At 45.6% G+C, this 25,082-nt stretch carries 25 protein-coding genes; 9 read left to right on the top strand and 16 right to left on the bottom strand.

Features of this window, described 5'->3' with window-relative positions:
- Positions 1-44: 44 nt before the first annotated feature.
- Positions 45-974 (bottom strand): DMT family transporter, encoded by a 930-nt coding sequence (locus tag LSG37_RS16370; RefSeq protein ID WP_233080881.1) that lies wholly within the window; start codon positions 972-974, stop codon positions 45-47.
- Between the two features lie 180 nt (positions 975-1,154).
- On the opposite strand from LSG37_RS16370, the gene LSG37_RS16375 reads away from it, so the two are divergent.
- Positions 1,155-2,132, top strand: a complete 978-nt coding sequence (locus tag LSG37_RS16375) for an ATP-dependent 6-phosphofructokinase (RefSeq protein ID WP_233080882.1) — start codon at positions 1,155-1,157, stop codon at positions 2,130-2,132.
- 52 nt (positions 2,133-2,184) lie between these two features.
- Here LSG37_RS16375 and LSG37_RS16380 read toward each other — a convergent pair whose 3' ends face one another.
- From LSG37_RS16380 to hinT, 5 genes are all read right to left on the bottom strand, one after another.
- Positions 2,185-3,012 carry a LytR/AlgR family response regulator transcription factor gene (locus tag LSG37_RS16380; RefSeq protein WP_233080883.1) on the bottom strand — a complete coding sequence of 276 codons (828 nt, stop codon included), beginning with the start codon at positions 3,010-3,012 and terminating at the stop codon, positions 2,185-2,187.
- Positions 2,996-4,078 carry a sensor histidine kinase gene (locus LSG37_RS16385; RefSeq protein WP_233080884.1) on the bottom strand — a complete coding sequence of 361 codons (1,083 nt, stop codon included), beginning with the start codon at positions 4,076-4,078 and terminating at the stop codon, positions 2,996-2,998. The genes LSG37_RS16380 and LSG37_RS16385 overlap by 17 nt, the downstream gene beginning before the upstream one ends.
- 121 nt (positions 4,079-4,199) lie before the next feature.
- Positions 4,200-4,667, bottom strand: coding sequence for an Mpo1 family 2-hydroxy fatty acid dioxygenase (locus tag LSG37_RS16390; protein WP_233080885.1), 468 nt, complete (start codon positions 4,665-4,667; stop codon positions 4,200-4,202).
- 66 nt (positions 4,668-4,733) lie between these two features.
- Positions 4,734-5,132 (bottom strand): acyl-CoA thioesterase, encoded by a 399-nt coding sequence (locus LSG37_RS16395; RefSeq protein ID WP_233080886.1) that lies wholly within the window; start codon positions 5,130-5,132, stop codon positions 4,734-4,736.
- Between the two features lie 90 nt (positions 5,133-5,222).
- Positions 5,223-5,573: a purine nucleoside phosphoramidase gene (gene hinT, locus LSG37_RS16400; RefSeq protein WP_233080887.1), complete on the bottom strand. Its 351-nt coding sequence runs from the start codon at positions 5,571-5,573 to the stop codon at positions 5,223-5,225.
- A 50-nt stretch (positions 5,574-5,623) separates the two neighbouring features.
- Here hinT and LSG37_RS16405 point away from each other — a divergent pair, with 50 nt between their 5' ends.
- Both LSG37_RS16405 and LSG37_RS16410 read left to right on the top strand, forming a co-directional pair.
- Positions 5,624-7,405, top strand: coding sequence for a M61 family metallopeptidase (locus LSG37_RS16405; protein WP_233080888.1), 1,782 nt, complete (start codon positions 5,624-5,626; stop codon positions 7,403-7,405).
- A 1-nt stretch (position 7,406) separates the two neighbouring features.
- Positions 7,407-8,417: a metal-dependent hydrolase gene (locus tag LSG37_RS16410; RefSeq protein WP_233080889.1), complete on the top strand. Its 1,011-nt coding sequence runs from the start codon at positions 7,407-7,409 to the stop codon at positions 8,415-8,417.
- A 57-nt stretch (positions 8,418-8,474) separates the two neighbouring features.
- Here LSG37_RS16410 and LSG37_RS16415 read toward each other — a convergent pair whose 3' ends face one another.
- Both LSG37_RS16415 and LSG37_RS16420 read right to left on the bottom strand, forming a co-directional pair.
- Entirely contained in the window at positions 8,475-9,329 is an 855-nt protein-coding gene (locus LSG37_RS16415; protein WP_233080890.1) for a 6-pyruvoyl trahydropterin synthase family protein, read from the bottom strand.
- 78 nt (positions 9,330-9,407) lie between these two features.
- Complete coding sequence (locus LSG37_RS16420) at positions 9,408-9,665, bottom strand: hypothetical protein (RefSeq protein ID WP_233080891.1); 258 nt, start codon at positions 9,663-9,665, stop codon at positions 9,408-9,410.
- A gap of 117 nt (positions 9,666-9,782) precedes the next feature.
- On the opposite strand from LSG37_RS16420, the gene fabA reads away from it, so the two are divergent.
- Positions 9,783-10,295, top strand: coding sequence for a 3-hydroxyacyl-[acyl-carrier-protein] dehydratase FabA (fabA, locus tag LSG37_RS16425; RefSeq protein WP_008897443.1), 513 nt, complete (start codon positions 9,783-9,785; stop codon positions 10,293-10,295).
- A gap of 66 nt (positions 10,296-10,361) precedes the next feature.
- Here fabA and LSG37_RS16430 read toward each other — a convergent pair whose 3' ends face one another.
- The 6 genes from LSG37_RS16430 to seqA form a co-directional block, all read right to left on the bottom strand.
- Positions 10,362-12,155 carry an AsmA family protein gene (locus LSG37_RS16430; RefSeq protein WP_233080892.1) on the bottom strand — a complete coding sequence of 598 codons (1,794 nt, stop codon included), beginning with the start codon at positions 12,153-12,155 and terminating at the stop codon, positions 10,362-10,364.
- Between the two features lie 178 nt (positions 12,156-12,333).
- Complete coding sequence (ydiJ, locus tag LSG37_RS16435; protein ID WP_233080893.1) at positions 12,334-15,372, bottom strand: D-2-hydroxyglutarate dehydrogenase YdiJ; 3,039 nt, start codon at positions 15,370-15,372, stop codon at positions 12,334-12,336.
- Between the two features lie 139 nt (positions 15,373-15,511).
- Positions 15,512-15,820, bottom strand: coding sequence for a hypothetical protein (locus LSG37_RS16440; RefSeq protein ID WP_233080894.1), 309 nt, complete (start codon positions 15,818-15,820; stop codon positions 15,512-15,514).
- Positions 15,821-16,013: 193 nt separating this feature from the next.
- Positions 16,014-18,509 (bottom strand): glycogen/starch/alpha-glucan phosphorylase, encoded by a 2,496-nt coding sequence (locus LSG37_RS16445; protein ID WP_233080895.1) that lies wholly within the window; start codon positions 18,507-18,509, stop codon positions 16,014-16,016.
- 155 nt (positions 18,510-18,664) lie between these two features.
- Positions 18,665-20,311 (bottom strand): phosphoglucomutase (alpha-D-glucose-1,6-bisphosphate-dependent), encoded by a 1,647-nt coding sequence (pgm, locus tag LSG37_RS16450; protein ID WP_233080896.1) that lies wholly within the window; start codon positions 20,309-20,311, stop codon positions 18,665-18,667.
- A gap of 9 nt (positions 20,312-20,320) precedes the next feature.
- Positions 20,321-20,887 (bottom strand): replication initiation negative regulator SeqA, encoded by a 567-nt coding sequence (gene seqA, locus LSG37_RS16455; RefSeq protein ID WP_233080897.1) that lies wholly within the window; start codon positions 20,885-20,887, stop codon positions 20,321-20,323.
- Between the two features lie 122 nt (positions 20,888-21,009).
- On the opposite strand from seqA, the gene LSG37_RS16460 reads away from it, so the two are divergent.
- From LSG37_RS16460 to fldA, 4 genes are all read left to right on the top strand, one after another.
- Positions 21,010-21,771 carry an alpha/beta fold hydrolase gene (locus tag LSG37_RS16460; protein WP_233080898.1) on the top strand — a complete coding sequence of 254 codons (762 nt, stop codon included), beginning with the start codon at positions 21,010-21,012 and terminating at the stop codon, positions 21,769-21,771.
- A gap of 63 nt (positions 21,772-21,834) precedes the next feature.
- A complete protein-coding gene (locus LSG37_RS16465; RefSeq protein ID WP_008897434.1) occupies positions 21,835-22,032 on the top strand; it encodes a DUF2788 domain-containing protein in 198 nt (65 codons plus the stop codon).
- 14 nt (positions 22,033-22,046) lie between these two features.
- Positions 22,047-22,319, top strand: coding sequence for a LexA regulated protein (ybfE, locus tag LSG37_RS16470; protein WP_008897433.1), 273 nt, complete (start codon positions 22,047-22,049; stop codon positions 22,317-22,319).
- Positions 22,320-22,331: 12 nt separating this feature from the next.
- A complete protein-coding gene (gene fldA, locus LSG37_RS16475) occupies positions 22,332-22,862 on the top strand; it encodes a flavodoxin FldA (protein WP_233080899.1) in 531 nt (176 codons plus the stop codon).
- A gap of 36 nt (positions 22,863-22,898) precedes the next feature.
- Here fldA and LSG37_RS16480 read toward each other — a convergent pair whose 3' ends face one another.
- Complete coding sequence (locus LSG37_RS16480; RefSeq protein ID WP_233080900.1) at positions 22,899-23,375, bottom strand: DUF4442 domain-containing protein; 477 nt, start codon at positions 23,373-23,375, stop codon at positions 22,899-22,901.
- Between the two features lie 152 nt (positions 23,376-23,527).
- Here LSG37_RS16480 and fur point away from each other — a divergent pair, with 152 nt between their 5' ends.
- Complete coding sequence (gene fur, locus LSG37_RS16485) at positions 23,528-23,968, top strand: ferric iron uptake transcriptional regulator (protein ID WP_008897430.1); 441 nt, start codon at positions 23,528-23,530, stop codon at positions 23,966-23,968.
- 36 nt (positions 23,969-24,004) lie between these two features.
- Here fur and LSG37_RS16490 read toward each other — a convergent pair whose 3' ends face one another.
- Positions 24,005-24,961 carry an ADP-ribosylglycohydrolase family protein gene (locus LSG37_RS16490; RefSeq protein ID WP_233080901.1) on the bottom strand — a complete coding sequence of 319 codons (957 nt, stop codon included), beginning with the start codon at positions 24,959-24,961 and terminating at the stop codon, positions 24,005-24,007.
- Positions 24,962-25,082 lie beyond the last annotated feature (121 nt).

Genomic DNA, 25,082 nt, shown 5'->3' on the forward strand with positions numbered 1-25,082 from the left:
CCTACTTATTAAGTGAGTGGCGCCTTTTTTGTTTGTGGCTATTTTTAATTTATCCTTTGCCTCAACATCGGTGCTAAAGCCGTCAGCATTGAACCGACCACCACTAATAAAGCGCCAACCCAAGCCCAGCCATTCAGTGACTCACTTGGAAACTGCGGATAAAAATAAGCCAGTAACTGGGCAAAACCTATGGTCAATAAAGGTGTAATAGCCAATACCGCACTGACGTTAGCCGCTTGCCAATGCTGCAAAGCTTCTGCAAAAGCGCCATAAGCCACAATAGTATTCAGACAACAAAACACCACTATGGCCCACTGCCAGGCGGATAACTCAACTACAGGCGCGAGATCAGCCGCAGGCATAAAACACAAAGCACCGGCCATATAAATCAGCCACATAATTTGCTGGGAGTTAAAACTCATCAACAATTGCTTTTGTGCCAAGGCATAACAAGCCCAGGCTATAGCTGCCACTATCACTAACAGCACACCAAAACCTTCTGAACCAAACTGGGTGAGCAATAAAGCCAGCCTGTCGTTAAAAAACAGCAACAAGCCAAAGACTAATAACCAGGCACCGATTTTTTGCCAGAGCAATAAACGCTCTTTAAACAAATAGACAGCGCCTAACATCATCAAAAATGGCGCTAACTGGATCACCACCTGAGCCGTTTCTGCTGTCAGCAAAAACAAACCATTCAAATACAAAATGTAATTCAGTAACAAACCAGCAATCGCAATCAGGATCAGCAGTTTCTTTCTTTTCGTTAAACCACGCAGCGAAGGAATTTGTTTGCGCGCAAGCAACACAAGCCCAACAAGCACAGCGGCCACCACAAAACGTATCCAGGTGATGGTAGCTGCCGACATTGAATTTAATAACCATTTCAGCGCTATAGGCAACAATCCCCATAACACTGCTGTTAATAACGCCAGACCAAAACCCAGACCAACACGGCCAGACGACTGATGCATACCCTCTCCTTTTGTTATGCCCTATTATCCTTCAGAAGCTTGAACCTTGTCTCAGCACTTCGACCTGCACCGGAGAAAATACGTCAGAATGTACTGACCTTGAAGCAGATCAATACGTGGCACTGTTTCTGAGTTAGGATGAACCTACATAGTCAAGGTGCAAGCGACAAGGATAACAAGATGAAACGCATTGGGGTCTTAACTTCCGGTGGTGATGCGCCGGGTATGAATGCCTGTTTACGCGCTGTGGTGCTGACCGCTCATGCCAATGAACTGGAGGTCATTGGCTTTCAGCGCGGTTTTAACGGTGTAATAGACCAACAGTATCAGACGCTGTCGCCTTACCATGTCAGCGGCATTATTCAGGATGGAGGCACCCTCTTAAAAAGTGCGCGCTGCCCTGCGATGCTTACTGAAGATGGCCTGAAACAGGCAGCCTCTAACCTGCATGATCTCGAACTGGATGCCTTGTTGGTGATAGGCGGCGATGGCAGCTTTCGTGGCACGCTGGAACTTGCCCCCTATTACCAGGGCAAACTGTTAGGCATACCTGGCACCATAGACAATGATGTGGACGGTTCGGATTTCAGCATAGGTTTTGCCACAGCTTTGGATACAGCTTTGGATGCGATAGATAAAATCCGTGATACAGCAGATGCCTTTGAACGGATTTTTTTAGTCGAAGTCATGGGTCGTCATACCGGCTATTTAGCAGTAGCTGCTGGTATAGCCGCAGGTGCTGAACAAATTATCTGCCCTGAACTGGCCGCTGAACTGGATCTGGACAAAATCGCTGAACATGTGGAACAAGCCCGCAAACACAGAGGTAATTGCAGCTATATCATTGTGATTGCCGAAACTATGTATCCGGGTGGAGCTGGCACTTTAGCTGTCGATCTTGAAAGTCGCGGTATTGAATGCAGGGCTTCTATTCTGGGGCATATTCAGCGAGGCGGCCGTCCTGTAGGGGCCGATCGCATTTTGGCGACTAAATTAGGTGCTTATGCTGTGGAACAGTTAGTCCAAGGTGCGCATTTAATGATGGCGGGAGAAATCAACGGTAAGGCGGGTTTATATCCTTTGGCGCTCACTGGAGATAAGAAAAAACAAGTCGACAGTTATTTATTACGTTGGCAACAACAGGTTGCGCAGTACTGATTGAATGCCCGAAAAAAAACCTCCGGAAGGAGGTTTTCTTATGAAAAACAACTTAAGAATTAAACACCATTTTGACGCGATCTTTATAGCTGCGGCTGACTTTCACGGCCTGGCCGTTGGTCAGCATCAGTTGATGCTCGCCATTCGCCAGCATTTGCAGCTTGGCTATGGTATTTACATTGACTATGGCGCTACGGTGTACCCGGACGAATAGCTTCGGATCCAGCTCTTGCTCCAGCTCTTTCATAGTGCGGCGCAAAATATGGGTTTGACCGTCTCTGGTATGAATACACATATAATCACCAGCTGCATCCACCCAATCGATGGCGCTGACCGGCACACGAGTAATTTCGCCACTGTCTTTGATACTAATAGCTTCAGGGAAACGTTCGTTCATCACAGGCTGAGACTGATCCAGCCGCTGTAAAATCTGATCGGTTTTTTCGCCCGTTAACTGAGCCACCACAGCGGCCAGTTGGCCTTTATGGCGCTGGTTATCTTTGGCTTCAAAGTTTTTGGTTAGTTTACTGACAGCTGCAGCTAAACGCTCTTTTTCCACAGGTTTGAGTACATAATCCAGCGCCTGCACTTCAAAAGCATTTAATGCATAGTGATCGTAGGCCGTGACAAAGACCACATATGGCAACTCGATCTGCAGTTGCTGCAATTGCTTTAACACGCCAAAACCATCCAGGCCCGGCATTTCTACGTCTAAAAATACCGCATCTGGCTGATGTTCACAGATAGCGGCCACAGCTTCTTCACCGTTGCTGCATTCAGCCACAATATCCAGTTCGGGAAAGTCAGCTAAACGCACCAACATACCACGGCGGGCTAACGGTTCATCGTCGACCACTATGACCTTAAGCATTTGTTTCATCTGTACTCTCTGTTTCAAATGGTATTCTGATATTTACTTTCAAACCCCGTGGGTGGTTGTGTGTTAAGACCAAAGAAAAATTACGATCGTACAAAGCCGCTAATCGCTCTTTGGTATTAACTAAACCCACTCCGCCGGATTCCCCTTTTGGCAGACCATCGGAAATCACCATTCCAGGCCCGTCGTCTGCCACTTCCATCAGTAAATCATGGCCAAATTTCTGTGCTGTAATCATAATTTTGCCGCCACTGGTTTGGCTTGCTACCGCGTATTTAATAGCGTTTTCAACCAGGGGCTGCAAAATCAAACTGGGGACTAAAGCCTGATCAGCCGCTTCATCAATGTCATAAATAATAGTCAGACGTTCTGAAAACCTAACTTTTTCTATTTCCAGATACAGATTGGCTGCATACAACTCCTGTTGCAGCGGCACTTTTTTAATTGGATCTTTATAGAGTGAATAGCGCAAGAAATCGCTGAGTCGAACCAACATCTTATTCGCTGTATCAGATTCTTTTAATAAGACCAAAGTCGATATTGCATTTAAGGTATTAAACAAAAAGTGCGGATTGAGCTGATAACGCAGCATTTTCAGCTGAGCTTCGTGCGCTTTATTGCTGGCGGTTAACGACTTTTGCTTTTCCTGTTGTAGTGTCTGGTAGTATTTAATACCAAAATACAAACCACTCCAGCTCAACAACACATAAAAACCTACTGTGGTTTGGCGGAAATACTGTGTCCAGCTGTCTGGTCTAAAGCCGTGGCGGTAAATTTCCCAGTAATTAAAGTTACGAAACACAGTCCATACTGCGGCAATAAGAATAGCCACTGCCAGCACGCTGAGCAGCATTTTCCAAGGTTCCCAGTGCCATACCCGCTGAAAGGCGTAGCGCAGCGGAATAGTCAGCAACCAGCCAGCATAAGCATCCAGCGTCACTACTATCCAGTAGGCACTGCGCATTTCCTGAAACAAGGACCCTAAATAGCTGATTAAGGCAAAGCCCACCCAACCCAGAGTGTGCAACAACCAAAACAAACGATGACGGTCTTCAAAAATTTTTTGCAAAATAGATACAACTAAATAAAAGCTTAGCTCTATTGTATCTCAGCAACAGGAGCTTGGAGAGCTTTGGTTTGGGGATTAGACTTGGTTAGCTCTCCATTAGTCGCAAGACAGGTAGGATCAGTTAGTAATGGATCTTCAATTTTTGCAGGATAAAACCCATCAACCAGGCCGGTCCAATTAATAAAAATTGCAGATCCTGAAAAAACGACGGCTTTTTACCTTCAATTTTATGACCAATAAACTGAAACACCCACATCACACTAAATAACAGCAACGAGACCAACCAGATATCCATACTGAAGTGCTGCTCATAAGCACGAATAAGCATCACCACCAAAGCGGTAAACAAAGTCATTGCCAGACCTATGGCAAAAGACAAACTGAAATAAAAACCAAGCACTGGCATAGCGAGTAATAAGGGCCAGGTAATTTGCTGTTCAGCAAACAAAGTAAAAGGCATAGGAATTTGCCACAGCAGACCAAACACTGTGAAATAAATAGTGGGGACTGCAAACCAATGGATCAGTTTGTTGGTTGGATTCTGATGGCTGACGCCGTATTCAGCAAACCATTGGTGGATAGTTTTCATGTTTTATCTGGCTCAGAGTCAGTACAGGATAACCCTACTCTACTGCTGAGCCAGCACCTTGGCAAATTAACCTAATACAGGGACTGGCTTGCGGTCCGGGCCTAAAGCCACAAAAGTAAAGTTACCTGAAATGGCTTTATGCTGATCGTCGTCAAACATAGTTTCAACAAAAATATCGACATTCACTTTAATACTGGTGCGGCCTACATGCTCAATACGTGCAACCAGCTCAATAATAGAACCCGCAGGAATAGACTCTTTAAAATCTACTCTGTCCGAACACACAGTTACCAAAGGTTTACGGCAAAAACGGGTTGCAGCGATAAATGCAGCTTCATCCATCCAGGCTAAAGCTTCACCACCAAACAAAGTATTGTGATGGTTAGTACGGCCAGGAAATACCGTTTTTGTGACCCGGGTCACAGCGTATTCAATACGTTTGGCAAGTATAGCTTCGTCAGTCATAAGGTTCTCCGGCAGAAATAAGGCGCGAATTTTAGAAGTTTCCCCGGCAATTGCAAGGCAATCACCGGTTTTTTAGCCGACAAAAATAACTTAACGCGCCACCATAGCCCCTAAAGCCTTGCCACCGACCAGATGCATATGAATATGATAGACTTCCTGACCACCATGCTGATTGCAGTTCATAATCAAACGGTAACCGTCTTCGGCAATGCCTGCTTCAGCGGCCAACTTACGAGCCACAGTAAATAAACGGCCTAACGCCAGCTCGTGTTGTGGTTCCACATCGTTTACTGTAGGTATTAATACGTTAGGTACAATCAGGATATGGGTCGGTGCCCGTGGATTAATATCACGAAAGGCGGTGACTAATTCGTCCTGGTATAAAATGTCGGCCGGAATTTCGCGGCGAATGATTTTGCTGAAAATAGTTTCTTGAGCCATCAGAAGATCCTTATAAAATAATGCGCAGATAACTTTCGGGAGTATAGGGTATGACGCCATTGGCTTACCAGCTTAGCATTGCTGACATTACCGCACATCTGGTTGCAGTTGAACTGCATTTTACACCACAAAGCAAAGAGGCCATTACCTTAAGTTTGCCGAGCTGGATCCCTGGCAGTTATATGGTGCGGGATTTTGCCAAACATCTGCACTCTGTTGAAGCTTTTGATGACACGGGTGATTTGTCCCTGCTCCAGTTGGATAAGCAAAGCTGGCAGTTGAGTCATCATCAGCAACAGCTGACCGTACGTTATAAAGTCTATGCCTTCGATCTGTCGGTGCGGGGTTGTTATCTGGACGATCAACTGGCTATTTTAAATCCGGCCGCCCTCTGCCTTGAAGTCAAAGGTATGGAAGCAGTCCCTGTCACTGTAAATGTAGTGGCACCGGAATTTTTAGACTGGCAGGTTGCGACAGGTTTAACCAGGTCAAGTACCACCCCGCCACTGCAGTGTGGGTTGTACCAGGCAGATAACTATCAGCAACTGATCGACAGCCCTTTGATGCTGGGTAAACTGGATATTGCCGAATTTAATGTCTGTGGTGTGCCACATTATCTGGTGCTGGCAGGTCATGAGCAGGTGGACCTTGAGCGGTTTAAAACAGAGCTGCAACGCATATGCCTGCAACAGCAACAGGTGTTTGGTAGCTTGCCGACCGATTTAAAGCAGTATTGGTTTTTATGTTGGGTGACAGATTCAGGTTATGGCGGCCTGGAGCACCATAATTCCACATTATTGTTGCTGACTCATCAGGATCTTCCGAATGCAGAACGTCCTGAAGAAAGCACAGCCGATTACCAGAACTTGCTTGGCCTTTGCAGCCACGAGTATTTCCATACCTGGTGGGTAAAACGCGCTAAACCAGCCCAGTTTTTACCTTATCGATTAAACACAGAGCAATACACCAGCCAGCTTTGGTTATACGAGGGTTTTACCTCTTATTACGATGATTTGGCTTTGGTACGTTGTGGTTTGTTGACGCAGGAACAGTATTTTGCGGCACTGGAAAAAACCATCAACAGAGTACAACTTAGCCCTTCAGAGCAAGTTCAATCTGTGGCCGACAGCAGCTTTAATGCCTGGACTAAGTACTACAAGCAAGACGAAAATGCAGTGAATGCCGTGGTCAGCTATTACACCAAAGGCAGTCTGATTGCGTTGTGTCTGGATGCGTTGTTACGCAGTAAAGGCCTGACGCTGGATACCTTAATGCAGTTGGCGTGGAGAACCTATGGCGAACCGGCTTCAGGTAGCTCTGAACAACAATTTATCCAGCTCTGCTCAGACTATGCAGGTAAAGACATAGCGCTTGAATTATACAGCTGGGTGAACGGCAAATCTGCTTTGCCTTTGGCCGAACTTTTGCCCCAGCTTGGTTTACATACAGCCTTTCGCCAACAGGAACACAGTAAAGACTTATCCGGCAGCAAAGCGCCGGCTTATCCAGTGCGCTCTTTTGGCGCTGCTTTTAGCGCTTCAACCGATGGTTTAAAGATCACTAATGTGCCTTTGGCTTCTGTCGCTTACAAAGCAGGCTTGATGGCGCAGGATCAGTTAATAGCAATTAATGCGGTAAAAGCCACAGAACAAAACTTCTGGCGCCAGCTCAACCAAAGCCAGATTGGCAGCGTACTTACCTTGCATGTATTTCGTAAACAACGCTTGGTGCAATTGTCGATGCCCGTCGAACTGGCGGCTGAAACTTTGACTTATTTGCAGCTTGTTGATCAGGATAAAGCCACAGCATGGCTTGGAACAACACAGGAATAATATGGACTCTTTGTCACAAATAGCGCTGGGTGCAGCCGTCAGTGTGGCGGTTTTTAATAAACCAATACGCAACAAACAAATAAAACTCTGGCATACAGCTGCAGCAGGCGCTGTGTTTGGCACCCTGCCCGATTTGGATGTATTGATATCGCATGGCGATCCGATCAGCGACATGACCATGCACCGCACTGAAAGCCATTCTTTGTTTTACTTAAGTTTGGTTTCACCACTTTTTGCCTGGCTGCTAGTCAAGTTATTAGGTCGCCCCCAACTTTTCAAACAGACTGTGCTGGCGGTGTTACTGGTGCTACTGACCCATGCGTTGTTGGATACTATGACTATTTATGGTACCCAGCTTGCGCTGCCTTTTAGCGACTATCCTTTTGGAGTGGGCAGCATTTTTATCATAGACCCGCTTTACACTCTGCCCTTGCTGCTGGGGCTTTTGCTGGCGTTTTGGTCCAAAACCTACTGGAATACTGTCGGTCTGGCTGTGAGCAGCGCTTATTTGTTGTTTGGTGTAGTAGCGCAGCAACTGGCTTATGCAGAAGTGAAACAACAACTTGCCGATTCAGGCCAACAAGTAGATCAACTGCTGGTGACTGCAACTCCCTTTAACACCTTATTGTGGCGCGCTGTGGTGGTGAATGAGGATCAATACCTTGAGGGGTATTACTCTTTACTTGATGGCTCAACACAGATGCAATGGCGGAGTTTTCCAAGAGACGCAGCCCTGATAGCCCAATGGAAAGATAACCCAACTGTGGCAAGGTTAGCCTGGTTTAGTCATGGTTTTTATCAACTGGAAAAAAAGGAAGAGCAACTGCTGCTGACGGATCTGCGAATGGGCATGGCCCCTTTCTACAGCTTTAGTTTTGTGGTGGCAACAAATGAGCAACCTCAAGTTCCGGTGCAGCTGGAGTTTCCACGTGACAACGCGGCAAGTTTTGCCTGGTTGTATCAACGAGTTCTGTCTAAAACTCAATTACCGCTGTCAGACTTAGTAGAATAAAAATGGAGCCAGATCACATTGTTAACCGTTAACAATGTGATCTGGCCCCAATTTCAGTTATGCGAATGCGATGGCGCCTTTACCAACGCCTTCAAAAGCAACAACTTTTACTGCAGTAAGTTGATGTAATTCTTTCACTGTAGTGGCTATATACTCAGCCAAACATTCTACTGTGGTATCGCAAGGCACCACTTCGCAGGTGTTTTCTGGCAAGGAAATTTCAAAATAGCCCTGAGCAGAACTGTAAGCAAAATTCAGCGCACCGGCTTCGGCTTTTAAGTAACGCAAGGCTGATGCCGCAATCTGATCTTCAGCGGTCGCCAGATAAATATCTTCCCAGCGCTCACTCCAGTATTTGCCTAACTTAGGCGACAACATGCCGTTGTCAAAAATCTGAATAGTAGAACGATGGCCATGAGCAATACGTTGGCAGTTGCCGTCGTGTTTTTTCAGGCCATGGGTGTAATGGTAAGAGAAGCCACTGACCTGTTCAGTGCGCAGCTGTAACACCAGTTTGGCGACGTTATCTGGAAGTAAAGGTTTAATCTGTTCAGTTAAAAATTCGGTGACTGAAGCCATATCAATTTTTTCAGCCTGAATAACCGCAAAAGCTTCAGCAGGTGATGCTACTTGCAGCAGGCCTTTTTCTGAACTGAATAATACCTGCTCCACTTCGCCTTTAATCAGCTGTGTAGCGGGACTTAAGGCGGGAATAGCAAGTTTATGGTCCACTAATTGATCGATGGCTTTTTTAATGACTTTTTTAACCAGACCAAAATCAAATACCATTGAGGTTTGATCCAAGTCCCCATGCAACTCCACATCAACAATATAACTTTCGCCGAGCAAACCACGTTGCTGACAAAGGTACGAAAAATCGATGACGGTTAAGTCGCGGACAAATAAAATCATAAAATACTTCCGGATGGCGCTGTAACAGCAAAAAGTGACGATATTATAAAGCAATACGTAGCGCCCGTTAAGCTGGCCTTATTTTTTATGTTCAGTCAGCCAGCCATTCAGTAAACCTATTTGTCCAAGTTTATGGGCTGCATACATTAAACGAATGGCATTACTCAGCATTACACTGTCACTCCATTCAGTTTTTTGCTGAATTTCCTGATAACAGGCTAAGGCTTCGGGTGTTAAATAACCTCGCAACTCTTTTTTACCAGAGCCTTTTTGCCGCTCTCTGTAACGTTGCTGTTTTTCAGCATTCGAAATTCGTTTTTTTTCCTGTTCCGTCATAATGCTTCTATCTTATGCTGTTAGTTTGATTTAAGAAGGTCAGCTTGACTAATCGGACTTGTTTAGCTTACAAGTGTTCGCTAAAGTGGCCCAGCCTTGATGATGGATCTAACATACATGACTAAGAATAGCTTTACAAAACAAGATTTAGTGGCCTGTGGCCGTGGGGAATTATTTGGCGAAGGCAACAGCCAGTTGCCTGTAGACAATATGCTGATGATTGACCGTGTCGTACACATTTCGGAAGAAGGTGGCAAATACGGCAAAGGAGAAATTATCGCTGAATTCGATATCAATCCAGAACTGTGGTTTTTTGATTGCCACTTTAAAGGGGACCCGGTGATGCCAGGTTGCTTAGGCTTAGACGCCATGTGGCAGTTGGTCGGTTTCTTCCTGGGTTGGGCTGGTGGTCCGGGTAAAGGTCGTGCTTTAGGTGTGGGTGAAGTGAAATTTACTGGTCAAATTCTGCCTACTGCGAAAAAAGTGACCTACCGCATCGATATGACCCGCGTGATCAAACGCAAATTATTTATGGGCATAGCCGAAGGTTCAGTCAGTGTCGATGGTCGCGAGATCTATACGGCTAAAGAACTGAAAGTAGGTTTGTTCCAGGATACTTCTGCGTTCTAAGCTGAATCTTTAGATAAAAAACGGAGCTAACTGCTCCGTTTTTTATTATTCACATTGAGCAGCTAACTAAAGCCCACCAAGTTTTTCCAGCAGCTTGTTTTTAAGTTTCTCTTTTTGTGTTTCGACTTTGTCTTTCAATTGAGTTTCAAACAAGGCTTTGGTATCCAGTGAATACTTCGGCTCTTGCATAGTACCGCTGATTTTCAGAGGTATTTCCACACCAGCCAGATCGTCTTTTTCTTTACCGCCCTGACCTTTAGAGGTATTCACCAGCGCCGTACTTAATTGATAATCCAAAGCTTCTGTCAGCAAATTAGCAGAGCCTTTACCAGCAAGACGTAATAGTGGTGCCGCCATTTTTAAATCCGGATTGGTCAGCAGCCCGTCCGTTAGGTTAAAACTGCCTGTTAAGCTCGAAAAGTCAGTCTTTTGTTCCGTATTGTCTGTGCTTTGCGCTTCATTTTTTAAAGTGGCTTTGGCATTACGGATCATTTGCGCAATATTGACGCCATACAAAGAACCATCTGTGATTTCAAAGCTGCCATTGGCCAGCAGGTTTTTCTTGAGCTGCTCTGGTAATAAACTCTGGCCTTTGCCCTCAATACTAAGTTTTGCTGTGCCACTTAATAAATCAATATCAGCGCCATCTATCAGCATAGGACGCAGCGCCAAGCCGGACAGCTGTTTATTGAAGCTATAGCTGACAGGCGTTTTGCGAGCATCCAATGTGGCTTTGCCCACCACTTTGCCATCGTATAAATCTGCGCTGACTTTTTGAATTTGAACCAATCCTGCTTTATTGGTTAACGAAAGTTGCAGATTTTCCGTATGCAGGCCGCTCACTTTCAGAGTTTTCACTGCCAGTTTTAAATCCAGATCAAACTGGCGCAACGCTGTTAAATCAGGTTCAGTGCTCACCGCTACTTCGGCTTCTGTTGTCGAGGTATCCTCCGCCATATAAGCAGCTGTATCCACCTCATCCAACTTCAAATCTAATTTAATCACGGCTTGTTTGGCATAATTCACTGCCAGTTGGCCTGAACCTTTGATGTCATCCAACTCAAGTTTCTGCCATTGCCAGTCCAGTTGTTTTGTATCCAATGCTAATTTTAAATCAGTGTCCAATACCAACTGCTTCAGTGGCAAGCCCTGAAACTCAGTATCCAGTACAAAGTCTTTCAGTTGCACTAACTGATTGTTGTTACTCAGTTGCAACTGCGCTGAACCTTTCACATTCAACTGGGTTGGATCGGATTTAACCAGCAGTTCAAAATCCAGTGGTGCCCATTCATTAGCTTTAAAATCAGTTAAATTTAATGATTTCAGCGTTAAGCTTTGAGTCGGGCTGCCTTCGGTGATCATATTTAATTGCAGATTGCGAATAGACACATCTTCCAGTTGCAGTTGCTGCGAACCTGGAGCAGTTACAGGTGCTGTAGTTTCAGATGGAGCAGAAGCAACTGCTTTGTCTGAAGTCAGGCCATCCATACTGGTTCTGCCATTTTTAGCAGTGACTAGATTGGCTGTCACGCCGTCTAAATGCAGTTGCTGAATTTGCAGATCTTTATTCAGCAGTGGCATCAACGCCACTGCTGCCACCAGTTTTGACACTTCCAGCATTTGCTCCGGCACAAAACCTTCAGGATTGGATAAGGTGACATCAGAGAGCGACACACCCAGACTTGGGTAGACAGTCCAGCCTATATCCCCTGCGATGTGCAGTTGTCGTCCGGTTTGTTGTCCAACCTTTTGGGTAATTTCTGCTTTAAAGTCATTTAAATCAAAAATAACCAACAGATAAAATACCGTTACTGCAATAAGACCAACAACGGCAGCCAGCAGCCATTTAAACCAATTCATATCCATTTTCCTTTGGGTCATTTGTACTTTGGGTCAATCATAATTGAGCGACCTGATAAAAAAGCTAATGCATAGCATAGCCCAGTGGCATAAACCTTAGCTGAACTTGATGACTTTTAGTGGAAGAGCAAATCAGCAGGAGCAGGCTTTGGGCCTGCCCCACAAGCAACAGAATGAACTAGAGTAACAACAAGAGTTGTTGCAGCGGATGTTTAGGTTTAACGCCTTCTAAACGTTTCACCTGGCTGCGACAAGAAAACCCTGTGACCAGCACCTGATCAGCGCCGGTGCTTTGTACATTCTGCTGCCAGCTCATCTCGTATAAGGTTTTGCTGTTGTCAAAATTCTGCGCTTCGTGACCATAAGTACCAGCCATACCACAGCAGCCCACAGACAAAGCTTTGAGTTCTAATCCGGCTTTGGCATAGATCTGTTTCCATTGATTTTCTGTCGAAGGCAAAGCCGTTTTTTCAGTGCAATGAGCTAATAAGCTAAAACTTTGCTGACTCGCCACTGCTGGCAGCTGTTGTTTTACCAGCCATTCATGGAATAAGTCCACATGGAAGTTTCCACGCTGTGAGCCTAAAGCTTTGACGTATTCATCGCGATACACCAGCACTAAAGAGGCATCTAAACCTATCAATGGCGCTCCTAAAGCGGCCACCTGATTTAAAAAGTCCGAGGCTGTTTTCGCAGTTTTGGCGAAGTCACGCAAGAAGCCTTTGACATGCTGGGGTTTACCATTGGGTAAAAATGGCAACAACACAGGCCTGAACCCCAGTTTTTCAATCAGCTTCAGCGCGTCAGCCACTAAATCAGCTTCGTAGAAGCTGGTAAAAGGATCCTGCACCAACAGCACCAACTTTTGCTTTTCTGTCTCTGGTAAGGCTTGCAGAGCGGTTAAATCAAAGTGGTAGTTGCCCTCAACCCTTTGTTTTAAGGTCGGTACTGATAATTGTGGTGTATCGACATAACCCACTGTCTTTTTCAGCAGTGTGGCCATCCAGCTTTGCTGCAGGAAAAAATTAACCACCTTCGGCATACTGGCAAGCAAAGGCGCTGAACGTTCGATGTTACCGACCAGATAATCTTTGGCCGGCCGTAAATAACGACTGTGATACAACTGAATAAAACGAGCACGGAAGGATGGCACATCCACTTTGATAGGACACTGACCTGCACAGGCTTTGCAAGCCAAACAGCCTTCCATTGCTTCCATCACTTCATGAGAGAAATCATACTGGCCTTGCTTTTTCTGCCAGCTGTTTTTAATTTTGGCCACTACACCCGACAGCGTCTGAGATTTATTTAGCAGCTCTTGTTCTTGTGTTAATACATCCACGCCCTGATTACTCATCAAGCGCAGCCATTCGCGCATTAAACCAGCCCGGCCTTTTGGACTATGGCGTCTGTCTTTGGTGACTTTGCTGGACGGACACATGGGGGAATTTTCTTCGTAGTTAAAACAGAGGCCGTTGCCGTTGCAGTTTAAACTACTGTCAAAACTGTCTTTTACGACAACAGGAATTTGCCGGTCATAAAAACCACGTTTGACACCATCCACGCTGACTAACTGTTCAGTGCTGTCGATGGGAGTACAAATTTTGCCCGGGTTAACCCTATTAAATGGGTCAAAAGCCGTTTTGATTTTACGCAGTTCGGTAAATAAAGCCTCACCAAAAAACTCCGGGCCATATTCACTGCGATAACCTTTGCCATGTTCACCCCACATCAGGCCACCGTATTTAGCCGTCAGTTTGACCACCTGATCGGAGATAACGCGTAACTGTTTCTCTTGCTCCGGGTCACACATATCCAAGGCCGGACGCACATGCAGTACCCCGGCATCGACATGACCAAACATGCCATAGGCCAGACCGTGACTATCGAGTAAGGCACGGAATTCCATAATAAAATCAGCAAGATTTTCAGGAGGAACCGCAGTGTCTTCAGTAAAAGGAATAGGCTTTTTGCTGCCTTTGGCGTTGCCCAAAAGACCCACTGCCTTTTTACGCATCGCATAAATCTGGGTAATAGCATTGTTATCATAGGTCAGCTGATAACCAATAATGCCAGACTCGCCGTTTGCGACAGAGTGCTGCAAGCGAGCTTCTAACTGCTGAACTTTTTGCGCCATATCCGCTTCGTCTTCAGCATTGTATTCGACCATATTCAGGCCAAGCATAGTTTTACCTGGCACGTCTTCAATAAAGTCTTTTACCTGATGCCAGATAATATCGTTGCGGGCTAAATCCAGAACTTTGCTGTCCACTGTTTCAACAGAAGTCGCCTGTGCCGCCACTAAAAATGGTGCATTACGCAGCGCACTTTCAAAGCTGTCGTACTTCACATTCACCAGACATTTGTAAGGGGCTATAGGCGTAATATTGAGTTTAGCTTCAGTCACAAAACCTAAAGAGCCTTCAGAACCGGTAATAACACGGGACAAATCAAACTGAGTTAAATCCTCGTTAAACACATGCTCTAAGTCATAGCCTGTTAAAAAGCGGTTTAAACGCGGAAAAGTTTTTAGAATATCAGCGCGAAAATCACGGCAGCTGGATAACACCTGGCGATAGATACGGCCAATGCTGTCCTGACGTTGTGCCAGTTGCTCTGCTTGCGCAATAGGTATGACATGAGTGTGCAGCGCTGTGCCATCAATCAGCACTGTATCAAGGGATAACACATGATCACTGGTTTTGCCGTACACCAAAGAGCCCTGACCTGAAGCATCCGTGTTGATCATACCGCCTATAGTGGCGCGGTTTGAGGTGGATAAATCCGGTGAAAAGAAAAAGCCGTAAGGTTTTAAAAAAGCGTTCAGTTGATCTTTGATCACACCAGCCTGTACCCGCACCCAACGCTCTTCGACATTAATCTCAATGATGTCACGCATATGGCGGGACAAATCCACGACCACAGCTGAAGTCAGGGCTTGGCCATTAGTGCCGGTACCACCGCCGCGAGGGGTAAATTTGATGCCGCTAAAGCTCACTGTCTGAGACAAAGAACAGATCAGCTGCACATCAGCAGCGGATTTAGGCAATAACACAGCAGCAGGCAGTTGCTGATAGACGCTGTTGTCTGTGGCTACCGCTAAGCGGCTGGCATAACTCACTTCAATATCGCCGGAAAAACCAGCAGCAGTTAAAGCAGTGACGTAAGCCTGTACCTGGGGATTAAGTGTTTCTGTCGCAGTTAACTTCGGGATCATAGGACGCACCAGATTTAGAACTGGGCCGAGTATACCAAAGCGCAGGATAGATGGTCAGGGAGTCGGAAAAAAATTACAGACTTTCCAATGCCCTGCTTTGCTTACATCACTTACATCAATAGATGAAAAGATGAGGAGCTTAGTTGTCGCTTTTACGTTCCAGCACTTCACCTTCAATCACCCGGCCAGAGCTTTCTGACGAACGCTGCTGCTGTTGCTGTTGCGCCTGCTCGAAAAACGATTTGCCTTGTTTACGCAGTTGATGCCTTTTGTATAAAAACACTGGAATAAGTAACCAGCTCAGCATCAGCACGAAAAGTAATACACCCATGGCAAACACCAGCATAATGCCGGCCACCAGCCAAAGCAGAACACGGCTGAGGAAACTGCCCTGCTGTTTCTGACGGAATAAGGCCTGCCATTGTTGGGCTTGCTGTTGATAATTCATTGATTGCTCTCTTTAAAACGCCTGTTTATTGGCTCTCTACAACTTAATGGGGATGATAAAACGAAATCCCAATGCCGGGTAAGACTGCAAAGTGTAACAAATAGTTCAGAGGTTTCTTTAAACCACGCCAGGTCCGATAAAATACAAAGCCCACCGAAGTGGGCTTTGTTGTTAAGGTCGTAGCTCAGTGAGCTTACTGCTGGCTGATTTTACAGGCATCCAGTTTCCAAACTTTTTCTACGTAGTCTTCAATAGAACGGTCTGACGTAAATTTACCCATCAGTGCAGTGTTCAGAATGGCTTTTTTCGCCCAGCCTGCCTGATCACGATACCAGCCTTCCACTTTCTCTTGTGCTTTAACGTACGACTGGAAATCGGCCAGTACTAAGTACGGGTCGCCACCTTCCAGTAAGCTGCGTTTGATAGCCGACAGCTCGCCTGGTTTACCAGGCGTGAAATAGTCGGTTTCCAGCCAATCCAGAATGGCTTTGATTTCGGTATCCTGATAATAATAATCCCAGCTGTGATAGCCTTTGGCTTGCAGCGCTTTTACTTCATCTACGGTTAAACCGAAGATAGAAATATTATCCGGCCCTACTTCCTCAGCAATCTCAATATTAGCGCCATCCAGCGTACCTACAGTGATAGCGCCGTTTAACGCCAGCTTCATATTACCTGTACCAGAAGCTTCTTTACCTGCGGTAGAGATTTGTTCTGACACATCAGCTGCCGGGATCATTTTTTCCGCCAGAGTCACGCGGTAGTTTGGCATAAAGACCACTTTCAGACGGTTTTTCACCCGTTTGTCGTTGTTGATCTTCTCAGCCACTTTGTTGATGGCGTAAATAATTTCTTTGGCCAGCTTGTAGCCAGGAGCTGCTTTAGCGCCAAACAGGAATACACGTGGCACCATATCGTAATCCGGGTTTTGCAGAATACGACGGTACAATGCCAGAATATGCAGCAAGTTCAGGTGCTGACGTTTGTATTCATGCAACCGTTTGATTTGAATATCAAAAATTGCATGAGGGTCGATGCTGATATTGGTCAGTTTTTTCACAACAGTGGCTAAATCAGCTTTGTTTTGCTGCTTGATGGCCATAAAGGCGTCCTGAATGGCAGGATCATCAGCAAAAGCTGCAAATTTTTTCAGTTGTGTTAAATCACGCGGCCATTCATCACCAATGGTTTCATCGAGCAACTTGGCTAAACGTGGATTACAGGCTTTTAACCAGCGACGAGGCGTTACACCGTTGGTGACGTTGGTAAATTTATCAGGCCACAAGGCCACCATTTCCGGGAATAAGTCAGATTTCACTAAATCCGAGTGGATTTGCGCTACGCCGTTGACACGGAATGAACCGACGACAGACAAGTGGCCCATACGCACCATAGGATCATGGCCGTCTTCGATAATAGATAACTTGTGTTTTTTGTCGTTATCACCTGGCCATAACACATCTACCTGCTCTACCAGGAAACGACGGTTGATTTCATAAATAATTTCTAAATGGCGTGGCAATACTTTTTCAAATAAACGCACAGACCATTTTTCCAGAGCTTCTGGTAACAAGGTATGGTTGGTATAGGCAAATACATGCTGACAAATATTCCAGGCATCATCCCAGCTCATTTCTGCACGGTCGACCAGAATACGCATCAGTTCAGGAATAGCCACTGCAGGGTGAGTGTCGTTCAGCTGAATAGCCACTTGCTCCGGGAATTTGCTCCAGTCGTCGCCATTGGCGCGCTTGTAACGGCGGATAATGTCTTTTAGCGAACATGAGCAGAAGAAGTACTGCTGAATTAAGCGTAATTCTTTACCTGCATCAGTTTCATCGTTTGGATACAAAACCTTAGAAATGGTTTCAGCTTCGATGTTCTGACGTGCAGCATCAATGTAGCCGCCTGAGTTAAATACGTCCCAGTTGAAGAAATCACTGGCGCGACTTTCCCACAAACGTAACACGTTGACTGAACTACCCTGATAACCCACCACTGGAATGTCCCAAGGCACACCTTTGATAATACGACCCGGGTGCCAGACTTTTTTCATTTTGCCTTGCAGGTCATAAGTGGTTTCTACATAACCGTACACCGAGATTTCCTGCACAGACTCAGGACGGCAGATTTCCCATGGATTGCCGTATTCACGCCAGCTGTCCGGACGCTCAATCTGACGACCGTCAGAGAACTCCTGTTTAAATAAACCGTGCTCGTAATGAATACCGTAACCAATGGCTGGGTAGTTTAAGGTGGCCATAGAATCAATAAAGCAAGCAGCTAAACGGCCTAAACCGCCGTTGCCTAATGCCATATCTTCTTCCTGATCTTCCAGATCAGCAATATTTAAGCCTAGCTCTGCCAGCGCAACTTTAGCCGCATCATAAACACCAATATTGTGCAGGTTGTTACTGAATAACCGGCCCATTAAATATTCAAGGCTGAAATAATGAATAGCGCGGGTATTTTGTTGGTAGTGAGTACGCTGGGTATTACGCAAACCATCGTACACATATTCGTTGACGGCAGCGCAGGTTGCACGCCACCAGGCTTGTGGGCTGGCTTTGTTGACATCAGTGCCAAGGCTGCCGTGTAAATGTTTAATAATGCTGTTTTTTAATTCTTCCGTGCTCGGAAGAGCTGCAATAGCCACTGAGGCTTTTGCCTTTGAAGTCGTTTTTTTCATTGCCAAATCCCGGTTTGATGAGCGGTGAGCCGCTTTTTTTTATAACTGTAGTTGTAGAAAAATTACAAAAATGGCGGGCAATAGTCAAGAATTTGCGGAAATAAAGCCTGTTATCGTAATTTTATTACAACACGATAACAGGCTGTTTCCGATACTTAAATTGTCGCGAACACCGCGTCTACAAAGGCTTTGGCGTCAGATTCAAGCTGCATTAAATGCTTTTGATCAACAAAACTCTCTAAGTAAATTTTGTAACTATTTTCTGTACCGGAAGGACGCGCAGCGAACCAGCCATTTTTCGTAACGACCTTCACCCCGCCAATACTGGCGTTATTTCCTGGTGCTTTTGTCAGCACAGCAAGTATAGGATCACCTGCCAACGCTGTCTGTTGGACACTGCTGATATCCAGATTTTTCAGCGCTGTTTTTTGCTCTGCTGAAGCAACCGCATCCAGACGACGATACAAAGGCGAACCGAATTCTTTGGTTAATGCCTGATACTGCTGATAAGGATCCACTCCGGTTTTCGCCAGCATTTCCGCTGCGAGTAAACCTAAAATAAAACCATCTTTATCGGTTGACCAAACAGTGCCATCAAACCGCAGGAAACTGGCCCCTGCACTTTCTTCACCACCAAAAGCCACTGTGCCTTGGTGCAGCCCATCGACAAACCATTTAAAACCAACAGGAACTTCGTAGACTTTACGGCCACGGCCTTCTGTTACTCTGTCAATTAAGGCCGAAGACACCAGAGTTTTGCCTATAGCTAAGTCGGTAGACCATAAAGGTCTGTTGCTCAGCAAATAGTTAATAGCGACAGCCAGATAATGATTCGGATTCATCAGGCCACCACTTCGGGTCACTATGCCGTGACGGTCGAAATCGGGGTCGTTGCCTATAGCCACATCAAACTGATCTTTGAGCTGAATCAAGTTCGCCATTGCATACGCAGAAGAGCAGTCCATGCGGATTTTGCCGTCTTTATCCAAAGGCATGAAGCTAAAAGCAGGGTCAACGCGTTCATTCACTACTGTGATATTCAGACCATAAGTTTTGGCAATCACAGGCCAAAACGCTATGCCTGAACCACCTAAAGGGTCGACACCAATTTTTACACCAGCTTTGGCAATAGCTGCCATATCAATCACATTGGCCAAGTCATCGACATAAGGCTGAACATAGTCAATGCTGACACACAAAGACGACGCCAGCGCCTCTTCATAACTCAGTTTTTGGACTCCAGCTAAGGCATTGGCTAACAAGGTGTTAGCACGTTTTTGGATCCAATCAGTTGCGTCGGTATCGGCTGGTCCACCATGAGGCGGATTGTATTTAATGCCACCATCTTCTGGCGGATTATGGGATGGCGTAATAATCAGACCGTCAGCTAAGTCCGACGTACGGCCTTTGTTGTACCCTAAAATAGCGTGCGAAATCACAGGGGTTGGCGTAAAACCGCCGTCCTGCTGAATGCGGGTTTCAACACCATTAGCAATCAAGACTTGCAAGGCAGTCACAAAAGCAGCTTCAGACAAAGCGTGAGTGTCTTTACCCAAAAACAAAGGGCCGCTAAAACCTTGCTGCTTACGATACTCAGCAACAGCCTGCACTATCGCCAGAATATGAGCTTCATTAAAGGACTTTAATAAAGCGCCTCCTCTATGGCCTGAAGTGCCAAAACTAACCTGCTGACTGACAACAGCCACATCAGGGCTCAGGCTGTAATAAGCAGCCATCAGCTGAGCTATATTAGGTAACATGGCGGCCGGAGCTGTTTGCCCAGCCAGCGGATGTAACGACATAAAAACTCCTTATAACAAATCGCGGATCCGTTCAACCTCAACAGAGCTATAACCTAATTTGCTGGCAACTTCAGTCAGCATCATTTTTTTACGGGTCGTGTTGGAATTGGTGATCACCCAAAAGTCTGTATTTGGGATAGGTTTAGGGTTAGTACTGCTACCTGCTTCCAATAAGGAGGCCTCAGACTGACCAAAATACAGTCTGTTACGGCCTTTAATTTCAAGCACCTGAGCAAAATCACCACGGTGAGCGCGGGACAAAGCCGATAAAATAAACAAAAACCGGCCTACTACACTTTGCTCAGCTGACAAATCCTGTGGACTGATAAAATCAAAGACTGAACCTGACTTTTCCGCTGGCGCCGCTGCTACCTCAATCTTGTCCACTACAACTTCTGGTGCAACTTCAACTGCTGTTTTGGTCACACTTTTTGCGAGAGGTACAGCAGGAGCCTGTGCTTCTGTCAGGCTGGCAATCAGTAAACGGCGCAGAATATCGGAGGCGCTTTCACCAATCTGTTGAGTCTGACTGGCGATAAATTGATAAAGATCGTCATCTATTTCGATGGTTTTCATGAAGTTAGTCCGCGTTTTTTTTAAATGAAGCCATTATATAAAGGCATAGTCGCTGACGCCAGCCAGCTGTTTTGATACCATGCTCTATGTCGTTAATTCGGGTCGTTAAATCGGAAACAATAATGATATTAAATACCGAGATCACAGGCCAGGGTCAAGCAATTGTATTGATCCACGGCCTTTTTGGCAGTTATGAAAACCTGGGTGTTATTGCCCGCGCTCTGGCCGGACAATGGCAAGTGGTCAATCTCGACATGCGTAATCATGGTCGATCTGACTGGCACGATAGCATGTCCTATGCACTGATGGCAGAGGATATCAAAGATACTCTTGATCATTTGGCTTTGGATCAGGTGGTGTTATTAGGCCATTCCATGGGTGGCAAGGTCTCGATGGAATTTGCACTGCGCTATCCGGATAGAGTCAGTAAACTCATTCTGGCCGATATATCGCCAGTACAAAACAGACCACGTCACCTGGAGATTTTATCGGCGCTGGATGCTATTGATTTAAATAGCCTGCAAAGCAGGCAAGAAGCAGATCAGCAACTGGCTTTGGCTATTTCGGAAACTGGTGTGCGGCAGTTTCTGCTAAAAAGTTTATATAAAGAGGAAAATCAGTTTTACTGGCGCTTTAACGTCAAGGCCCTGATTGCCAATTATCAGCAGTTACTGGACGCTCCACCAAGCAAGGGCCCTTACCCTGGACCGACGCTCTTTATTAAAGGCTCAGAGTCAGACTACTTGCTGCCAGAGCATCAGAGCCTGATCACAACGCTGTTTCCTCAAAGCAGAGCAAAAGTCATTATGGGCACAGGACACTGGCTACACGCAGAAAAACCTGTGGCTTTCGCGAAAATAGTCACCGACTTTTTATTGAGTTAACGCAACTAATTCCCAATAAAATTGTGCTATAGTGCGCGCAATTTTTTGGGGCTAAGAGTCATTATGAATATTGAACAGTTTGAGACCTTAGGTCTGTTTCTGGGTGTAGGTGCCCTCTATCTGTTTATTGTGATGGCCATCTGGGATGTACTTAAAAAAAGTAACGCTCCTCGTTTTGGCAAAATTTTTGTGTGGTTAGTGCTGTTTTTATCACCAGCAGCTTTTTTAGCTAAAGTGATTTTTGAGTATTTTGTCGAATAAATGAGGTGCGCGACATGGCTAAGATAGCCACAGATCGCACGACAATAGATTTGTTTGCGCATGAAAAGCGCCCTGGCCGGCCAAGGACTAATCCTTTGCCGCGGGAAGAACAGTTAAAGCTGAACAAGCGCAATCAAATCAAACGCGATCGAAGTAAAGGTTTAAAGCGTATAGAGTGCAAAGTGTCAGAACAGTTGTATCAACAGCTGAGTTTGTCTGCAGAGCAGCAAAATATGACACGTAGCGCCTATATTGAATGGGTTTTAGAACAAGCGTTGACCAGGTAGAAGGCGAAAGTTATGGCAACTGTAGGTATATTTTTTGGTAGCGATACAGGTAACACTGAACATATCGCAAAAATGATTCAAAAAGAGCTGGGCAAACATTTGTTTGATGTGATGGATATTGCCAAAAGCACAAAAGAACAAATTGCCGGTTATGATTTGTTGCTGTTAGGTATCCCGACCTGGTATTACGGTGAAGCCCAGTGTGATTGGGACGACTTTTTCCCTGAGCTGGAGAATATCGACTTTACCAATAAGTTAGTGGCTATTTTTGGCTGTGGTGACCAGGAAGATTACGCCGAGTATTTCCTGGACGCTATGGGTACTCTGCGTGACATTATTGAGCCTAAAGGCGCTATTCTGGTCGGTCAGTGGCCAACCAAAGGCTACAACTTTGTGGCTTCTAAAGCACTGGCAGACAATGACCACTTTGTTGGTTTGGGCATAGACGAAGACCGTCAGCCAGAATTAACAGAGCAACGGGTCAAACAATGGTGTAAACAGATTTATGATGAACTGAGCTTAAAAGAGCTGGAGAATCTGTAATCTTCAGGGTCAGAGCTTCAGCTCTGACCCATTTTTCTACTGAGATACTTCACGGTACTTAGGTTTTTTACGAATATAGACCTTACGTTTTACCTCGCATACCAACTCGCCTTTGCTGTCTTTCACATGCACCACAAAGTCAGGAAAATATTTCTCCCCTGCTTCGGTTTGTTGTTTGATATGTTCAAGCTCAGTATCTGTCAGTAAAAACTCAGCTGTTAATTTGCCACGCCCCGGCGTGATGTAATTAATATCCGCTTGTTTATCCCACACCATATACTCTTTGCCCAGCGTACCCATCAGCATCAATGGATAAATAGGATCGGTCATCGCAAACATAGAGCCACCAAACTGGCTGCTGTTGATATTACGAGTCCAGAGCCTGTTCTTCAGCTCAACCTTGCAGTATCTGTAATCCTCTGCTAATTCCACCACTTTAATGCCGGTGAAAAAAAATGGCGGCCACAAATTCAATAAATGCCGCATCACGGCCGGATTAAATGCCCAACGCATAATTACCTCTGGTAAGACCTGTTTGGCAGAATTCTAACTCCTTGTTTGCGCTTTGTCTGCGCTTTGCTGATATAAAGGCACAGATTTATAGGTTGCTTCTGTTGGTAATGGCCTTATAATCATTTGAAATTCAAGAAAGAGTAGAAAATTCCATGTCAGATCATAATACCGAATTACGTAAAGCAGGCCTTAAGGTCACACTGCCACGAGTGAAGATCCTCGATATTTTGCAGGACCCCAATCATCAGCATATCAGTGCCGAAGATGTGTATAAGATTTTGCTGGAATTAGGTGAAGATATTGGCTTGGCTACTGTGTACCGCGTATTAAACCAATTTGATGATGCAGGCATAGTCACTCGTCATCACTTTGAAGGTGGTAAGTCAGTCTTTGAATTAAGCCGCATCGATCACCACGATCATCTGGTCTGCTTAAACTGCGGTAAAGTGATCGAGTTTGAAGATGACGACATTGAACGCAAGCAATTAGAAATTTCAGAGAAAAACGGTATCAAGCTGACGCACCACAGCTTGTATCTGTATGGTGAATGCGTGGATAAAAAGTCCTGCGAAGAGACCCGTAACAGCAAATAAGTCGCTGACTTAGTTACATTGTTATAAAACCGGCTGCTAAGCCGGTTTTTTTGTGCCTGTTAAAATCTGCTCTGTTAAGTATTCGACTTCATTTGCCCAGCAGCACTCAGGCCTTGGTTGACGCACGCCAAACTGACCTTTCAGTGGTCTGCAATGGGTAATCGCATTTCGCAGTAATTCAGGTACTTCGGCCACTCCATAACAGGCGCCTAACAACGCGCCTGCCACTGCAGCATTATTGGCGGTATCTCCGCCCCTTTTGATGGTATCGAACATGGCGTCCAGATAATCCTGCGCGTATAGCAGCTGCCAGATTGCATTCTGAAAACAGACCAGCACCGGAGTGTCAGACAGCTCAAAGTCTGTGGGTGGCATAAACAGAGCCTGATCAATCACACGGATAATTCGTTTATCCACTTTAAGCTGAGATGCCCAATCTTTGATCAATTGATACAGTTCATCAGCACTGCAATCATTCTCCAGTACATGGCCCAGCGCCATCACATACAAACCACTGATTTGCTGACAAAGCATATTCGGGTGCGTCAGCGCTGTATCGGCCATAGCCCATGCAGCGAGCTGAGGTAATGACTGATAAGGCACCATCAAAGCCACAGGCGCTACGCGAGCTAAAGCTGTAGTTGCCGCAGACTCTTCATCCTGTTCAGATAACAGAGCGCGTTTTAATTCGTCCGGTACGGCAAAAGGTTCGGTTCTGAGCCAATATTCATAAGCTTGCCAGGCGCCCTCTTCCTGATATTCACCGTAATGCGCTAATAAGCGGCACAACAATACCGAGAGTTCGCCACTGTCTGTCGCTTGTCCTGACAAAGTTTGCCAGGGGTTTTGCAGCAAAATTTCTGTAAGTTCAAAGCTCAGCCGCTCATCCCTTTCGTTTTGCTCTAAGCCTTCAACAGCGGAGCCCAATACTTCTCCGGCCAATAAGCCATACATCAAACCAAGCGCTTTGGATTTGAGCACCGGGTCGCTCATGCAGACCTCCGTAGGATTAAAGCCTTGTGCGGCGAATTTTTATGCATAGTTAATTTATAAGGTATTGCAGCAAAGAAGCCAAGCACTTCGCTTTAAAATCAATTAAATAGCTAATTCCCAT

Origin of the sequence: Rheinheimera soli (assembly GCF_021290985.1) — a bacterium.
In the GTDB taxonomy this organism is placed as follows: domain Bacteria; phylum Pseudomonadota; class Gammaproteobacteria; order Enterobacterales; family Alteromonadaceae; genus Pararheinheimera; species Pararheinheimera soli.

Excerpts from the sequence above, each read along its gene's own strand:
- LSG37_RS16420 (WP_233080891.1), bottom strand. The coding sequence starts at position 9,665 with ATGACGGAACAGGAAAAAAAACGAATTTCGAATGCTGAAAAACAGCAA.
- LSG37_RS16460 (WP_233080898.1), top strand. The coding sequence starts at position 21,010 with ATGATATTAAATACCGAGATCACAGGCCAGGGTCAAGCAATTGTATTG.
- LSG37_RS16440 (WP_233080894.1), bottom strand. The coding sequence starts at position 15,820 with ATGAATTATCAACAGCAAGCCCAACAATGGCAGGCCTTATTCCGTCAG.
- fldA (WP_233080899.1), top strand. The coding sequence starts at position 22,332 with ATGGCAACTGTAGGTATATTTTTTGGTAGCGATACAGGTAACACTGAA.
- ybfE (WP_008897433.1), top strand. The coding sequence starts at position 22,047 with ATGGCTAAGATAGCCACAGATCGCACGACAATAGATTTGTTTGCGCAT.
- fur (WP_008897430.1), top strand. The coding sequence starts at position 23,528 with ATGTCAGATCATAATACCGAATTACGTAAAGCAGGCCTTAAGGTCACA.
- LSG37_RS16445 (WP_233080895.1), bottom strand. The coding sequence starts at position 18,509 with ATGAAAAAAACGACTTCAAAGGCAAAAGCCTCAGTGGCTATTGCAGCT.
- LSG37_RS16370 (WP_233080881.1), bottom strand. The coding sequence starts at position 974 with ATGCATCAGTCGTCTGGCCGTGTTGGTCTGGGTTTTGGTCTGGCGTTA.
- LSG37_RS16415 (WP_233080890.1), bottom strand. The coding sequence starts at position 9,329 with ATGATTTTATTTGTCCGCGACTTAACCGTCATCGATTTTTCGTACCTT.
- LSG37_RS16375 (WP_233080882.1), top strand. The coding sequence starts at position 1,155 with ATGAAACGCATTGGGGTCTTAACTTCCGGTGGTGATGCGCCGGGTATG.
- pgm (WP_233080896.1), bottom strand. The coding sequence starts at position 20,311 with ATGTCGTTACATCCGCTGGCTGGGCAAACAGCTCCGGCCGCCATGTTA.
- hinT (WP_233080887.1), bottom strand. The coding sequence starts at position 5,573 with ATGGCTCAAGAAACTATTTTCAGCAAAATCATTCGCCGCGAAATTCCG.
- seqA (WP_233080897.1), bottom strand. The coding sequence starts at position 20,887 with ATGAAAACCATCGAAATAGATGACGATCTTTATCAATTTATCGCCAGT.
- LSG37_RS16380 (WP_233080883.1), bottom strand. The coding sequence starts at position 3,012 with ATGAAACAAATGCTTAAGGTCATAGTGGTCGACGATGAACCGTTAGCC.
- fabA (WP_008897443.1), top strand. The coding sequence starts at position 9,783 with ATGACTAAGAATAGCTTTACAAAACAAGATTTAGTGGCCTGTGGCCGT.
- LSG37_RS16465 (WP_008897434.1), top strand. The coding sequence starts at position 21,835 with ATGAATATTGAACAGTTTGAGACCTTAGGTCTGTTTCTGGGTGTAGGT.
- LSG37_RS16480 (WP_233080900.1), bottom strand. The coding sequence starts at position 23,375 with ATGCGTTGGGCATTTAATCCGGCCGTGATGCGGCATTTATTGAATTTG.
- LSG37_RS16410 (WP_233080889.1), top strand. The coding sequence starts at position 7,407 with ATGGACTCTTTGTCACAAATAGCGCTGGGTGCAGCCGTCAGTGTGGCG.
- LSG37_RS16430 (WP_233080892.1), bottom strand. The coding sequence starts at position 12,155 with ATGAATTGGTTTAAATGGCTGCTGGCTGCCGTTGTTGGTCTTATTGCA.
- LSG37_RS16395 (WP_233080886.1), bottom strand. The coding sequence starts at position 5,132 with ATGACTGACGAAGCTATACTTGCCAAACGTATTGAATACGCTGTGACC.
- LSG37_RS16490 (WP_233080901.1), bottom strand. The coding sequence starts at position 24,961 with ATGAGCGACCCGGTGCTCAAATCCAAAGCGCTTGGTTTGATGTATGGC.
- ydiJ (WP_233080893.1), bottom strand. The coding sequence starts at position 15,372 with ATGATCCCGAAGTTAACTGCGACAGAAACACTTAATCCCCAGGTACAG.
- LSG37_RS16390 (WP_233080885.1), bottom strand. The coding sequence starts at position 4,667 with ATGAAAACTATCCACCAATGGTTTGCTGAATACGGCGTCAGCCATCAG.
- LSG37_RS16405 (WP_233080888.1), top strand. The coding sequence starts at position 5,624 with ATGACGCCATTGGCTTACCAGCTTAGCATTGCTGACATTACCGCACAT.